The 13997-nt window shown below is 64.9% G+C and carries 11 protein-coding genes; 4 read left to right on the top strand and 7 right to left on the bottom strand.

All coding sequences use genetic code 11. The features are described 5' to 3' along the window. Positions 1 to 167: 167 nt before the first annotated feature. Both DR039_RS05085 and DR039_RS05090 read right to left on the bottom strand, forming a co-directional pair. Positions 168 to 2387, bottom strand: a complete 2220-nt coding sequence (locus DR039_RS05085) for an NADP-dependent isocitrate dehydrogenase (protein ID WP_111836307.1) — start codon at positions 2385 to 2387, stop codon at positions 168 to 170. Between the two features lie 114 nt (positions 2388 to 2501). After that, positions 2502 to 3026, bottom strand: a complete 525-nt coding sequence (locus DR039_RS05090) for a DoxX family protein (RefSeq protein ID WP_111836308.1) — start codon at positions 3024 to 3026, stop codon at positions 2502 to 2504. A 275-nt stretch (positions 3027 to 3301) separates the two neighbouring features. Here DR039_RS05090 and DR039_RS05095 point away from each other — a divergent pair, with 275 nt between their 5' ends. The 3 genes from DR039_RS05095 to DR039_RS11765 all read left to right on the top strand — a co-directional run bounded on the left by DR039_RS05095 (position 3302) and on the right by DR039_RS11765 (position 4652). Then, positions 3302 to 4075: a sigma-70 family RNA polymerase sigma factor gene (locus tag DR039_RS05095; protein ID WP_111836309.1), complete on the top strand. Its 774-nt coding sequence runs from the start codon at positions 3302 to 3304 to the stop codon at positions 4073 to 4075. Then, positions 4075 to 4422, top strand: coding sequence for a mycothiol system anti-sigma-R factor (rsrA, locus tag DR039_RS05100; RefSeq protein WP_111836310.1), 348 nt, complete (start codon positions 4075 to 4077; stop codon positions 4420 to 4422). The genes DR039_RS05095 and rsrA overlap by 1 nt, the downstream gene beginning before the upstream one ends. Positions 4423 to 4577: 155 nt before the next feature. Then, positions 4578 to 4652: a 50S ribosomal protein bL37 gene (locus DR039_RS11765; protein WP_370427841.1), complete on the top strand. Its 75-nt coding sequence runs from the start codon at positions 4578 to 4580 to the stop codon at positions 4650 to 4652. 182 nt (positions 4653 to 4834) lie between these two features. Here DR039_RS11765 and DR039_RS05105 read toward each other — a convergent pair whose 3' ends face one another. Both DR039_RS05105 and DR039_RS05110 read right to left on the bottom strand, forming a co-directional pair. Then, positions 4835 to 6421, bottom strand: a complete 1587-nt coding sequence (locus DR039_RS05105; RefSeq protein ID WP_229116817.1) for an ABC transporter permease — start codon at positions 6419 to 6421, stop codon at positions 4835 to 4837. After that, positions 6421 to 7344 (bottom strand): ABC transporter ATP-binding protein, encoded by a 924-nt coding sequence (locus tag DR039_RS05110; RefSeq protein WP_111836311.1) that lies wholly within the window; start codon positions 7342 to 7344, stop codon positions 6421 to 6423. The genes DR039_RS05105 and DR039_RS05110 overlap by 1 nt, the downstream gene beginning before the upstream one ends. Positions 7345 to 7412: 68 nt before the next feature. Here DR039_RS05110 and DR039_RS05115 point away from each other — a divergent pair, with 68 nt between their 5' ends. After that, a complete protein-coding gene (locus DR039_RS05115) occupies positions 7413 to 8105 on the top strand; it encodes a TetR/AcrR family transcriptional regulator (protein WP_229116818.1) in 693 nt (230 codons plus the stop codon). 107 nt (positions 8106 to 8212) lie between these two features. Here the strand turns inward: DR039_RS05115 and DR039_RS05120 are convergent, their stop codons facing one another. The 3 genes from DR039_RS05120 to DR039_RS05130 form a co-directional block, all read right to left on the bottom strand. Further along, entirely contained in the window at positions 8213 to 8812 is a 600-nt protein-coding gene (locus tag DR039_RS05120) for a GDSL-type esterase/lipase family protein (protein WP_111836312.1), read from the bottom strand. Positions 8813 to 8924: 112 nt separating this feature from the next. Further along, positions 8925 to 12713, bottom strand: coding sequence for a multifunctional oxoglutarate decarboxylase/oxoglutarate dehydrogenase thiamine pyrophosphate-binding subunit/dihydrolipoyllysine-residue succinyltransferase subunit (locus tag DR039_RS05125; protein ID WP_407641277.1), 3789 nt, complete (start codon positions 12711 to 12713; stop codon positions 8925 to 8927). 151 nt (positions 12714 to 12864) lie between these two features. Then, positions 12865 to 13920 (bottom strand): acyltransferase family protein, encoded by a 1056-nt coding sequence (locus tag DR039_RS05130; RefSeq protein WP_170166854.1) that lies wholly within the window; start codon positions 13918 to 13920, stop codon positions 12865 to 12867. Positions 13921 to 13997 lie beyond the last annotated feature (77 nt).

A 13997-nucleotide genomic window follows, 5' to 3' on the forward strand; every position in this document is an offset into this window, starting at 1 on the left:
ACCTGTGCTCACTGGCGCATTGCGGTGCGAATGGTGCCAGAGCGATTACATAGCCCCTTGGCTTTTGTGCGCATAGCGCGGCAACTAGTCGCAGCATCCAGCCGGAGGGTGAGGATGTATTCGAGACCCGCAACAATGGGTCTAAAACAGCCCTGCCTCCAAGTGCCTCAGATCGTGTCGATGATCTGATTCAAGGTGGCACTTGGACGCATCACCTGCGCGGTGAGTGCAAAGTCTGGCCGGTAGTACCCGCCGATCTCCACCGCCTGGCCCTGGGCTTCCACCAACTCAGCCTGAATCTGCTCATTTGCAGCTTCCAGTGCCAGCGCCACCGGCTTGAAACGCTCCGCCAAGGCGCCGTCAACCACCTGCCCAGCCAAAGCCTGCGCCCAGTACAGGGCCAGCCAGGCATGTGAGCCCCGGTTATCTACTGAACCCAGGCGCCGCGCCGGGGAACGGTCCTCCTCCAGCAGTTGCGTCGTCGCCGCGTCCAGCGCATCCGCCAGCACCGCTGCCGCCGGCTTGTTATGCACCTCAGCCGCATGCCGCAGGGCTTCCGCCAAGGCTAGGAACTCACCCAAAGAGTCCCAGCGCAGGTAGTTCTCCTCCAGCAGCTGACGCACATGCTTGGGCGCCGATCCACCCGCACCAGTCTCATACAGGCCGCCACCGTTCATCAGCGGTACCACGGAAAGCATCTTGGCGCTGGTGCCCACCTCCAGGATCGGGAACAGATCTGTGTTGTAGTCACGCAGCACATTGCCGGTCACAGAGATCGTGTCCTCGCCGCGGCGCGCCCGCTCCAGGGACAGGCGCGTGGCCGCAACCGGGTCTAAGAGGTGAATATCCAGGCCCGCCGTGTCTTCCTCCGCCAGGTACTTCTCCACCAGGCTGGCGATGACGACGTCGTGTCCACGCTGCGGATCCAGCCAGAACACCGCCGGAGCACCCGTGGCTCGGGCGCGGGTGACAGCCAGATGCACCCAGTCGCGGATGGGCTCGTCCTGCGTCTGGCAGGCACGCCAAATGTCTCCGGCGGCTACCTCGTGGCTTAGCAGCACGGTTTGCGCAGCGGCACCGGCGCCGTCGAGAACCACCACCTCCACGGTGCCCGCGACCGGGATCAGGAAGGTCTTGTCATGACTGCCGTATTCCTCCGCCTTGCGCGCCATCAGGCCCACATTAGGCACTGTGCCCATGGTGCGTGGATCCAGGGCGCCATGCATCTTGCAATCCTCAATCACGGCTTCATACACGCCGGCATAGGAGGAGTCCGGGATGACCGCCAAAGTGTCTGCCTTAGCGCCCTGCGCGTCCCAGAGCTTGCCGCCGCCACGAATCATGGCGGGCATAGAAGCATCAATGATGACGTCGCTGGGCACATGCAGATTGGTGATGCCGCGATCCGAATCCACCATGGAGATACGCGGGCCAGCGGCCAGGTCTGCCGCAATGGCGGCACGGACCTCAGCGCCCTGCGGCAACTGGTCCAGGCCTGCCAGGATCACCGCCAAACCGTCCTCTGCACGCAAGCCCGCCTCTGCGAGCACCTGGCCGTAGCGCTCGAAAGTGCCTGGCAGGGCGGCGCGCACCGCGTGCCCAAAGATGAGCGGGTCGGAGACCTTCATCATGGTGGCCTTTAGATGCACGGATAGCAGCACGTCTTCCGCCTTGGCCGCAGCGACCTGCTCCGCCAGGAAGGTGTCCAGGGCGGCGGCGCTCATAAAGGTCGCATCCACCACTTCGCCGGCAGTAACCGCCAATTCCTGGCGCAGTACGACGACGTCGCCGCCGTCAGCCGGACGCAGGCGAATCTGCAGGGTGCCGGCGGCTGGGACGACCACAGAGCGCTCGTTGTGGCGGAAATCCCCGGCGGTCATGGTGGCTACGCGCGTCTTGGAGGTGGGGCTCCACTCACCCATGGAGTGCGGGTGAGAGCGGGCATAGGCCTTGACGGCGGCCGGGGCTCGCCGGTCGGAGTTGCCTTCCCGCAGCACAGGGTTCACCGCGCTGCCCTTAACGGCGTCGTAGCGGGCTCGGGCAGTGCGTTCCTCGGCAGTGCTGGGGGAGTCAGGGTAGGGCGGCAGGTCATAGCCGGCGGCTTGGAGTTCAGCGATTGCGGCTTTGAGCTGGGGCAGGGAGGCGGAGATATTGGGGAGCTTGATAATGGTGGCGTCCGGCTCCTTGGTCAGCGCACCTAGAAGGCTGAGCTCGTCAGGACCCAGGTTGAAAGCGGCCAGGATGCGGGCAGTCAGGGAGATATCAGCGGTGGTGACGTCCACGCCTGCGGCGCTGGTGAAGGACTGGACGATGGGGAGGAAGGAGTGGGTCGCCAGCATGGGCGCCTCATCGGTCCAGGTGTAGATGACGTCACTGCGTTCTGCCATGCTCGGCTCCTCGTGTGGTGGGCCCCGGTGTTCCGGGTGGCGTGGATGAACCCACCATAGCGTGACCTTGGTCGCATACCTTGGCAGTCTTAGGTAAGAGTCTGAAAGGCAGGCTCAAACCTCAACGTACCGCGAGGCCACCGCCTGTTCGACTGCGGCTGCAGTGGCCTCACGCACCGCAGCTAGCTCGGCCTTGTGCTCTCGCTGGTTAGCCAACCACCAAGACAGGGAGGGCTTTCCGCCGCGGTCTAGCGCTGCCATCACCAGTCCTGCCCCAACTGCAGCGCCGCGTGCCAGCCCCGAGAGCTGCTGCGAACGCGTCTTGGTGCTTGAACGCAACCAGGCCGGGTTGTTGACCAGGGTCAGGGGCACATTCAGTGCTGCCAGAACAGTCGCGCTGCTGCGTGGAGCCATGCCGGTCGCCAGGCCCAGGCCCGCCAGGACGCTAGCGGCACCGCTAACTCGGGTCATTAGTTTGGCGTCAGAGTTCATAACCGGCGGCAACCCCAGCTTCTCCAGGCCATTAGCCACCACCTGGAACTTTTCCACATGAGGTCCAGGACGCGTTACGGCGTCGATCCCATCAAGGATGAATGGGGCGGCGAGCAGGGGGCGGGCAACAAGGCGCAGCAGGTCCATGCCCCCATGGTCACCTATTCGACCGATCACTGCCAGGGTGAAATGCCAGAGTGGCTCGGCCTAATTGATTGATCTGGATGCCCCCGGGGCCATACCGGCGCGGGTCCACTGAAGTCACCCACAGTGCCCAGCAGCTGATCCTCAGGGAATACCCCACCGGCGCCTGCCGTTAAAGGGGCGTGACCACCGCCCTCCTGCGTAATCGCCCCCGGACCCGCCACGCCCTGCACCCCAGTGGTCCCGCGCACCGGCGCCCGGCGCTAGGCTCAGGGGTGATGACGGATACCAAACACCCCGGCCCCACCAGTGTGCTGGCGGAGGACGACGCCCAGACCGCCGTCGACCTCACGGACACTCTCACGCACAGCCCTGCCCTGGACCTCAGTGCGCAGCTAGACGATGAGGCTGAGTTCACCGACGCCACAGACTCCAGCGAGTACGGCACCGACCTGGAGCGTGCCCCCTCCGAGGAGACTGAAGAGCAACGGGCTGCCCGCTTTGAGGCCGAGGCCCTGCCCTACCTGGACCAGCTATACGGCGCCGCCTTGCGCATGACCCGCAACCGCGCCGACGCCGAGGACCTCATCCAGGACGTCTACGTGCGCGCCTTCTCCGCCTTCCACCAGTACCGCCCGGGCACGAATCTCAAGGCCTGGCTGTACCGCATCCTGACCAACACCTTCATCAATTCCTACCGCAAGAAACAGCGCGAGCCGCAGCAGTCGGATGCCGACGCCGTCGAGGACTGGCAGCTGCACCGGGCCGCCTCCCATGACTCCACCGGCCTGCCTAGTGCGGAAAACCTGGCCCTGGACGAACTCCCCAATGAAGAGATCAAGGCGGCCTTTGCGGCGCTTAGCGAAGACCGGCGCCTAGCCGTGTACCTGGCGGATGTGGAGGGTTTCTCCTACAAGGAGATCGCCGAGATTATGGACACACCGATTGGCACCGTTATGTCTCGCCTACACCGGGGGCGGGCACAACTGCGCAAACTCTTGGCCGAACACGCCCGCGAGCTGGGTTACAAGACGGAAGGAGGGAAGCGCTGATGGGTGGTGCTCCGTGCCCAGATGAGGCCTCCTGTGCGGAGGCCCGCGCCATGCTGGACCTTTTCCTGGACGACGAATGCGACTGTGACACCACCGCCCGCCTGGCTGCGCATGTCGCCCACTGTGACCACTGCTCCCGCCTAGCCGACGCCGAGCGTCACCTGCGCGCCATCCTGCGCTCCAGCTGCGTAGAGGAGGCCCCCATGGAGCTGCGGGCGCGCGTGTTATCGCGGTTGTCGGCGATGCGGGTCACCCACACCACGGTCACGCGCACCGTGGTGATTGAAGACGGTGCTGCCACAGTCACTTCAACCACCCTCCGCACCACCCACCTGGAACGCCGCTGAGCCCTTCTCGGTGGAGGCGGGCCCTAGAGGCAGCCTTGTGGCGGTACTCACCGGCCTGTGACGGACGCGAGTTAGCTCCTGGCTGTGGGCGTATGCGAGAATCGACGGCGTTCCGTGCCCCCTCGTGGGGCCAGTCCACACACGAGGAGATCAAGATGAGCAAGCGCGGTCGCAAGCGTCGGGCCCGTGCGAAGGGCGGCGCCAACCACGGCAAGCGCCCCAACGCCTGAGCCGGGGCGCCCGCCTAGCAGCGGAGTCCCAAAGCCTCATGACGGCCGGTCACCATCGCGGTGACCGGCCGTCGTCGACTGCAAGGGCCTGTTAGACGGGGCTTAGAGCGGGCGCTCAGGCGAAGCGATCAGGGCGGCACCGAACACGACCTGCCTCAAATATGACCCGCCTCGCGAATTGCTCAGCCAGCGCAGAGCTCCCGGCGGCGGAACAGCCACCAAGAGGCAGTCAGCAACAGCACCGCGGCCACTGCTTGCCCCACCAGGACAGTCCCATGCGGATGGTCCACCGGTAGCACACCCACCATATATGCGGGGGATAGGTCCCGGGCCCATTCGGGTAACCGCAGGACCTCGGCTAGGAACCCCACCACCGCTGTCCATGCCACCAGCAGCCATGCTGCGCCGGGCCACCTGGGCCCCAGTGAGGCCAGGAGGGCCGCAACCCCCGCAATCACCAAGGTCGGCAGCAGATAGTCCCGGCCTACCCGGAGGGCGACCCACAGGGTCTCCAGTTCGCCTGTGACCGCCCAGGTGGAAAGACCCAGCACCAAGGCCGAAAGCTCCAACACCACCACTGCGGAACCTAGGGTGCTCACCCACCAGCCCAGCCAGAACCGCTCCCGAGAGCAGCGCGTGGACACCAGTAGTCCCAGTCTTCCACTGGACTCTTCCGTACCCAGATGAGTGGCGCCCTGCACGGCGACTGCCCCGGCTCCGGCCACCATTACTACTGCAGCCATCAAAACCAGCAGGTCGCTGCCCCGCGTCACGCCTAGGGCTTCCAGCATGCTTGGGTTCGCGTCCACGACCTTGGTCATCTCTTTGCTGAAAAGCCCCACGAAGCTCACCCAGATGCACAGCAGCACGAGCCAGGTAATGGTCCCGGTTCGCTCCAACCGCAGGGCCATTCGCCAGGACCGGGCTGCTCGGACGGAGCCGTGTGCGGGGCCGGGGCGCGGGGCGATCAATCCGGCTCCGGCGTCGCGGTGCATCGCTGCTAAGGCACTTAACCCCAGCAGCAGCACACTGGCACCACCGAAGGCCCACAGCGGCCACGCCCGAGGCCCGGCAAAAGCGCGCACCTCCGGCAACCAACCCAGCGGGCTCAACCAAGTCAGCTCCCACTGCATCGCGTCCACCATGAAGCGCACCAGGAAGGCCGCTGTGACCACAGCGATCCCTAACTGCTGGGCGGTGCGGGTCTGCTGGCACAGTTCCGCCAGCAGCAGTCCAACTGCGCCGAAGCACAACAAACAAGCTGCCATCCCAGCGGAGTACCAGGCAGATCCCTCCACAGGGAGGTCTGCCGCCACCATCCCCGCCAGCATCCCGACGCCGGTGACCAGGCTGGCAGCTGCGATCAGGATCGTTGCCGCCGCCAAGGGCGAGAGCCGCCCCACCCGGGAAGCAGTCAGCAGCTCAATGCGCCCCGCCTCCTCTTCTCGGCGAGTTAGCCTCACCGCCACCAGCACCGCCAGTATTGGGAAGAGCACTTGGCCGGTGAAGCCCACCTCCACGCCGGTGATTCCGCCCAGGTTGGTCAGGCCATAGCCGCGCCCGTTGAAGGCGACAGACACCGTCATAGTGCCCGCCGTCAAGGAGTACTGAATCCGCTCCTCCAGGGTGGGATACAGGGCGGAAACACTGATGACCACCGCCAAAACCAGGCCCACATAAACCGCCACCACCAGAGCCAGCGAGCGCCAGGCGGTGCGCAACTCCAGCCCCACCATGCGCCAAGTGCCGGTCAGCTGCTGGGCATGCATCAGACCTCGCCTCCGTCCTGCGAATACCGTTCTAAGAAGAGCTGCTCCAGGCTCGGTGGGTGCACTGCCACCTCCAGGGGCTGTGCTGCGCTGACCGCCTTGAGCACCGTGGGCAGGGCGGTGGAGGTGACGAGCAAAGTGGTGCGGATGCCGCGTGGGTCCTCACGCAGTTCAAGGCGGCTGACTCCTGCCATAGCAGCTAGGGCTGTAACCGCTTCGGGGGTGACGACGTCGACGGCGGTGGTGGCGGAGGAACGCAGCTCTTCTAAGGTGCCGGAGAGGGCGAGCTGCCCCTCTCGCACCACGGTGACTGCGTCACACAAGGCCTCCACTTCGGCCAGGATATGGCTGGACAGCAGCACCGAGGTGCCTGCTTCCGCCAATTCGGCCACCACCTTCTGGAACACCGACTCCATGAGCGGGTCCAGGCCAGAGGTGGGCTCATCGAGCACCATCAACTCGACGTCGCAAGCTAGGGCTGCCACCAGCGCCACCTTTTGCCGGTTGCCTTTGGAGTAGGTGCGGAAGCGGCGGCTGGGGTCCAGTTCAAAGCGCTCCACTAGCTGGTCGCGGCGGCGCTGGTTCAGGCTGCCGTGGAAGCCGCCGAGCAGGTCGATGCATTGCCCGCCGGTCAGGCCTGGCCACAGCATTGTGTCCCCGGGCACGTAAGCCAAGCGTCTGTGGATGGAGACGGCGTCGGTCCAGGCGTCCTGGCCAAAGACTTTGATAAAGCCGCTGTCCAGACGAATCTGGCCGAGCAAGGCGCGGATGGTGGTGGACTTGCCAGAACCGTTGGGGCCTAAGAAGCCGTGGACCTGCCCCTGGGTGACGGTGAGGTCCAGTCCGTTGAGTGCATGGACCTTGCCGAAGTGCTTTTGGAGCCCGCGCGCCTCAACCACACAATCTGACAGTGACTTGCTCATGAGAGTGACAGTACTTGATATTGTGGTGCAGTCAAGAGTTGAAATCCCATCCAAAGCAGGAGCAAGTAGTGCCTGCACGCACCAAGGCCGCCGCCCCTAAGCCACTCGCTGCCAGTACCGTCTCGCACTCGTCTGCCGCCAGTCCGGCCGCCGCTAAGTTGAGTGTCCCCAAGCCCGGGCTGCGAGAGCGCAAAAAGGCCGCCACTATGCACAAGGTGCAGACCATCGCCATGGAGCTGTTCCAGGAGCAGGGCTTCGACGTCGTCAGTGTGGAGCAAGTGGCGGAGGCGGCGGAGGTATCGCCTTCCACGATCTACCGCTACTTCAAGACTAAGGAGGGGCTGGTCCTGCGGGACGAATACGACGACCGTCTGCTTGAGTCCCTGCGTCACTACTTGTCTCAGGGACTCGGCCTCGCGCAGAGCGTTGAACGGACGATGCATGATATCTCCGAAGAACACTTTGTCAGGGATGCCGCTTTGACGAAGGCGCGTATCCGCCTGTGCTTCGCGGTCCCCTCAATTGAGGGAGCAGTGGCACTGAGCGTCAACCGGCAGGTTGACGAGATCGCGCAGGTGGTGGCCGAGGCGAGCCCTTGGGACTTCCCCCAGGCTCGGGTTATGGCCTCCGCGCTGGTGTGGACCATTGTCGCCGTCTTGCGCAACTGGCACGACGACGGTTGCCGACTGGAGTTGCGGTCGGTGGTTGAGGAGAGCCAGGCGCTGTTGCCACTGCTAGAACAATTAGAGCCAGGCGAGTAAAACGCGCCGATTGCAGGGACCTCTGCCCAGCCCGGTAGCGTCTAAATCGCGCTGCACCCACCTGGCAGCAGAAGGCACCGAGTCCCAGTGCCGCAAGAGCTCCCGGCTCAGGTCTGCTGCGGGATGCCCAACCACTCATACCAGCCCCGGTGCAGCACCAACCACGTCAGTAGGCCATAACCTGCCTGACCGGGGCGCGTTCCACCGGTGGCCGCCAGATCCGCGTTCCACTGCTCGTGGCCCAACAGCGGATGGAAAGTGTCCACATAGGGCACCGCTCGGCGTGAGCACACCTCCGCCATCGCCTCAGATAGGCGCTCCACCGCAGCTTGGTCGTAGCGGGGCAGTGGCGGCGGGCCCACCACAAAACAGTCCAGGCGTTCGGTGCGTGCTCCATCGAGCACATTGGCCAGGTTCAGGCGAGAGCGGGAGGTGGAGGTCCCGGCCTCCAGGTCGGCTGCCCCGATCCCCACCACCAGACGGTTATCCACGCCTGCGATCAGGCGGCGCCCCACCTCGGAGGCCCAACGCTCGGCCAGCTGCGCCGTCGTCTCCCCGAAAGCTGGGAGGTTAGCCCACATGATCGGCGGGTATACCGGGTCCAGGCGGGTGTGGGCCATGACCCGTCCCACCCAGCCCAAGGCACGAGCATCTCCGTAAGCAGAGGTCAGCTCATCGCCGACGAAGATCAGGTTCAGTGGCCGCATGGGCTCATTATCAACCGCAGTGACCCATGTGGTGACCCAAAGCAGCCGCAGCCACCGCCGCTCCGTAAAACTCCAGCTTCACGGACCGACGGCGTCGCCACGGCAGGAAACCTCAGCCCCGCGCAAAGGCCGCCGCCATGAGCTCAGCCTGCTGCCGCTTGTAGGCCCCGGCGGTGCCCAGAGCGGGGGAGGCGGCCTCCGGCGGGGAGACCAGCCGCAGACGGCGCCTGCCGGTGAGCGACTCAGGCATATGCAATGCCAGCCAAGGCCAAATGCCTTGGTTGGCGGCCTCATCCTGCACCCAAACCAGCTCAGCCTCGCCATAGGGAGCCAGGGCTGCCGCCAGAGCCTCCTCATCCAGCGGGTAAAGCTGCTCCAGGCGGATAATTGCCGTGGAGCGATCGCCTAGTTTCTCCCGCTCGGCGGCTAGTGCGTAGTACACGCGGCCTGAGCACAGCAGCACGCGCGTCACCCCGCGCCCGGTAGCCAACTGCGCCTCTGCTTCACCCAGCACCGGCTTGAAAGTGCCGGAAGTAAAGTCCTCCACCGGACTGGAGGCCGCCTTCAACCGCAGCAGCTGTTTGGGAGTAAAGACGATCAGCGGGCGGCGCGGGCGAGAGTAAGCCTGCTGGCGCAGCAGGTGGAAGTGGTTGGCAGGCGTGGAGGGCATAGCCACGCGCATATTGTTTTGCGCGCACATCTGCAGGTAGCGCTCAATACGGGCTGAGGAGTGGTCCGGCCCCTGCCCCTCCTGCCCATGCGGCAGCAGCATGACCAGGCCCGAACGTTGCCCCCACTTCTGCCCGGCACTCGTGATGTACTCGTCGATCACCGACTGCGCACCGTTAGCAAAGTCGCCGAACTGCGCTTCCCAGCAGGTCAGTGCCTCGGGCCGCTCCACCGAATAGCCGTACTCAAATGCCAGGGCCGCGTACTCACTGAGCAGCGAGTCGTAAATCTCAAAGGCCGCCTGGTCGCGGGTGAGGAATGCCAACGGCGTCCACTCGGCGCCGGTGTCGTGGTCATGCAGGACGGCGTGCCGCTGCGCGAAAGTAGCTCGGCGCGCATCCTCACCCGCGACGCGCACGGGCACGCCCTCCATTAGCAGGGACCCAAAGGCAATCAATTCGCCCAAGCCCCAGTCGATGCCACCGGCGCGGGTGGCTTCCTGCCGCTTGGCCAGCATGGCGGCCAACTTGGGGTGGATAGTGAAGCCCTCCGGATAGGCGGTCTGGGAGTCCCCGATGCGTTCCACCACGCTGCGGCTCACGGCGCTGGTCCAGCCGAGCATCATGCCCTCACCGGCTAGCTGCGAGGTAGGCAGGTCCAGGGTGGTTAGCTGCTTGCCCACCTGGGTCGGGTCGGTGGCGTCGATGACCTGGGAGGGGGCGGGGGCGGACTCATTGGCGTGAGAGGCGCGGGTGTCCACCAGGATCCGTTCCAACTCGTCATGGAAGGAACGCTCAATCTCCTTGGCGTCTGCCTCCGTGATTTCGCCGCGCCCAACCAGGGCTTTGGTGTAGACCTCGCGGGTGGAGGGCAGGGAGTCGATGAGCCGGTACATGACGGGCTGGGTCATTGAGGGGTCATCGCCCTCGTTGTGGCCGCGGCGCCGGTAGCAGATCAGGTCAATGATGACGTCTTTGTGGAAGGCTGCCCGGTACTCGTAGGCGCGCTCAGCTACGCGGGCCACCGTGTCCGGGTCGTCAGCGTTGACGTGGAAAATCGGCACCTGCAGGCCCTTGGCTAGGTCGGTGGCGTAGGTAGTGGAGCGGGCGGAGGCGGCGCCGGTGGTGAAACCGATTTGGTTGTTGACGACGACGTGCACGGTGCCGCCGGTGCGGTAGGCGGGCAACTGACTCATATTGAGGGTCTCGTAGACCACGCCCTGTCCCGCGAAGGCGGCATCTCCGTGCACGAGCACGGGCATGACGGTGTAGCCCTTCTCGCCCAGGCCAATGCGGTCCTGCTTGGCGCGCACAATGCCTTCCACGACGCCGTCAACCGTCTCCAGATGGGAGGGGTTAGCAGCCAGGGAGACGCGGGTGCTGACGCCGTCGGTGCCGGTGAACACGCCCTCAGTACCCAGGTGGTATTTGACGTCACCGGTGCCTTGTCCAGCAGTGATGGCGTTGCCGTCGAACTCGTCAAAGACCTGCCCGTAGGACTTTCCGGCAATATTGGTGAGCACGTTTAGGCGTCCACGGTGAGCCATGCCAATGACCACCTCGTCCAGGCCGTCATGGGCGGCGGCGTCGAGTAGCCGGTCTAACAGGACGATAAGGGACTCACCGCCCTCCAGACTGAAGCGTTTCTGGCCCACGTATTTGGTTTGCAGGAAGGTCTCAAAGGCCTCAGCCTGCTCCAGTTTGGTGAGGATGCGGCGGCGTTTGGCGGAAGAAATCGGGCTCCACTCGCACTCCAGACGCTCCTGCCACCAGCGGCGCTGAGCCGGGTCCTGGATATGCATGTACTCGATGCCGACGGTGCGGCAGTAGGAGTCGCGCAGTCGGTCCAGGATCTGGCGCAGGGTAGCGCGCACGGTGCCGCCGATGCCGCCGGTAGGGAACTTCCGATCCAGGTCCCACAGGCTCAGACCGTAGTTGCTCAGGTCCAGGTCGGGGTGACGGCGCAGGCGGTAGGTCAGGGGGTCGGTGTCCGCGGCGAGGTGTCCGCGCTGGCGGAAGGCATGAATGAGTTCGGCTACGCGGGCGGGTTTGCCGGTTTCCAATTCGGCGTCGTAAGTGGTGTCCTGGGCCCAGCGGATGGGCTCCAAGGGGATGCGCAGGGACTCGAAGGACCGCTCCCAGAAGCCGTCCAAGCCCATGAGTTTGCGCTCGATCAGGCGCAGTAGCTCACCGGAGGCGGCACCTTGTATGACGCGGTGATCGTAGGTGGAGGTAAGAGTGATGGTTTTGCCGACGCCAGAGCGGGCCAAGGTCTCCTCACTAGCACCGGCGAAAGCGGCCGGGTAAGCCATGGAGCCGACGCCGACGATCAAACCTTGGCCCGGCATTAGGCGGGGCACAGAATGCAGGGTGCCGATCATGCCGGGGTTGGTGAGGGTCACGGTGGTGCCCTTGAAGTCGTCCACGGTCAGGGCCCCGGTGCGGGAGCGGGCCACCACGTCCTCGTAGGCGGCTATAAAACCGGCCAGGTCCAGCAGGTCGGCGCCTTTGATGGAGGGCACCATGAGCCGACGCTCGCCTTTGCCGGAGGGTACGTCTACGGCCAGGCCGAAGGCCACATGGGCGGGCTGGTGTAGAGCCGGTTTGCCTTGCGCGTCCAGCGTGTAGGAGAAGTTCATATCTGGTTTCTCCGTGAGGGCCTCCACCAGCGCCCAGCCGATCAGGTGGGTGAAGGAGACCTTGCCGCCGCGAGTGTGGGCCAGGTGAGAGTTGATGATGGCGCGGTTTTCAATCAGGACCTTGGCGGGTATGGCGCGCGCGGAGGTGGCTGTGGGGATGGACAGGGAGTCCTCCATGTTCTTGGCCGTGCGGGCGGCGGCGCCTTTGAGGCGCGTGTCCAGATCTGTGGCCGTGTCCTGGGTACGGGCGGTGCGCGAGGCACGGCGCTGGGCGTATGGAGAGGTGGGTGGGGTGACGTTTGACGGCGGAGCCGGGGGCAGGTCGGAGCGGGTCACGTCTTGCACCGCGACGGCGGGGTGGACCTCGGGCTCCGGGGCGGCAGGCACGGGCGTGGCAGGGAGGTCGGCTTGCTCTGCCGGGCTGGGAGCTGGGGCGGTGGCGCTTACGGGGCCTGTGGTGGAGGCGCCAGAAGTGCCGGTGCTGGCAGGGGAGGCGGCGGAGTGCGCGCTGGCGTCGTGTTCAAAGAACTCACGCCAGGCGGTGGACACCGAGCTTGGGTCTAAGCGCCAGGCCTCCCGCATCTCTTCAACCATCCACTCGTTGGCTCCGAAGTCCGCAGCGGAGTTGCTCTGGCTCGTCACGGTTTTTCTCCTAGAGAGTCCCGAACCGGCTCGGGCGCCGTGCCCGAGTTGTGTCCTGCGTCATCTTACGGAAGAAATGCCCGCTATGTGTCCAAATCCGGGACTAAAGACTCAGATCTGGTGTGGGTGTAGGCGATAAAGGCGAGAACTCACTGCGGTGCGATCTCAGGGACCGTAGCCGGCTCAGCAAGGCGATGCTGACCGCCGAGCCTGCAGCGCTGCATACGATCGCCGTCGCCCCTAGAGGTAGGCCGTGGAGCCCCAGCAGCCTGATGGTCAAGAAGATCACCCAGGGGTGGATGATGTAGATCAGGTCAGCGTTCTTGCGCAGCCTCCGCGAAAAGCGCTCAACCTTTCCGGCGCGCAGATAAAAGCTTGCAATGAACACGAAGACTGCCGGTGCGTAGTTCAGCAGCGTCACGTCATTTGTGATCCCCGCCCCGAGCGCCCAGTACAGGAACGTGCACTCTGCCAGGCCCAAGACCGCCGTCAGTGCACCTAGCAACAGATGGGTGCTTAGCGGCAACCGCAGCAGCGCCTCCTGGTGCTCCCCAATGAAGCGGCCCACCAGCAGCAGGGGAATCCCAAAGAGTAGGGCGTGGCGGGAGCCGCCCAGGAAGCCAACCAACTGGCTGATCTGGTTTAGCGCCGCCACGTCCACCAGCTTGTAGTACTCATCCAGCAGTGCCCCACTAAGCAGCAGCAGGATGGCGTAAACCGGGTAGCGCCGTCGCAGGTGCTGGCGCAGTGTTGGCATGGCCGCACACAAGAGCCAGACCGCCAGGCCCACAGTCAAAGCGCTGAGGTACCACAGGTGGTAGTAGCCCAGAATCAGGTTCCGCAGCAGCCAGGTGGTGCCGCCACTGGCATTCCGCAGTTCGATCAGCATCATCGGCAGGTACAAGAGCGTGGAGGCCGCGTAGATAGCTGTCACGCGCCGCAGGTAGCTCAGGCGTTGCGCCTGGTCCATCTGGGCAAAGAAGTAGCCGCTTGAGATCAGGAACAGAGGCACGCAGGCGCGCGCAAACCACTGGCCGTAGAAGACGTCCAGAGCTTCCACGCCGAACAGTGGCAGGGCGTGGAAGCTGACGATGATGATCGCTGCGGCGTATTTAGCTAGGTCGAGAGCAGGGTTCTTCTGTAGAAGCGAGACGGGCAAGGTTAGGGGCCTTTGCGAGTCAAGAGCGCCAGGGGGCGCCTCAGGGGACAGTGGTGCTTCTGTAGCGCGCAGAAATG

This window comes from Actinomyces bovis (assembly GCF_900444995.1).
Taxonomy (GTDB): domain Bacteria; phylum Actinomycetota; class Actinomycetes; order Actinomycetales; family Actinomycetaceae; genus Actinomyces; species Actinomyces bovis.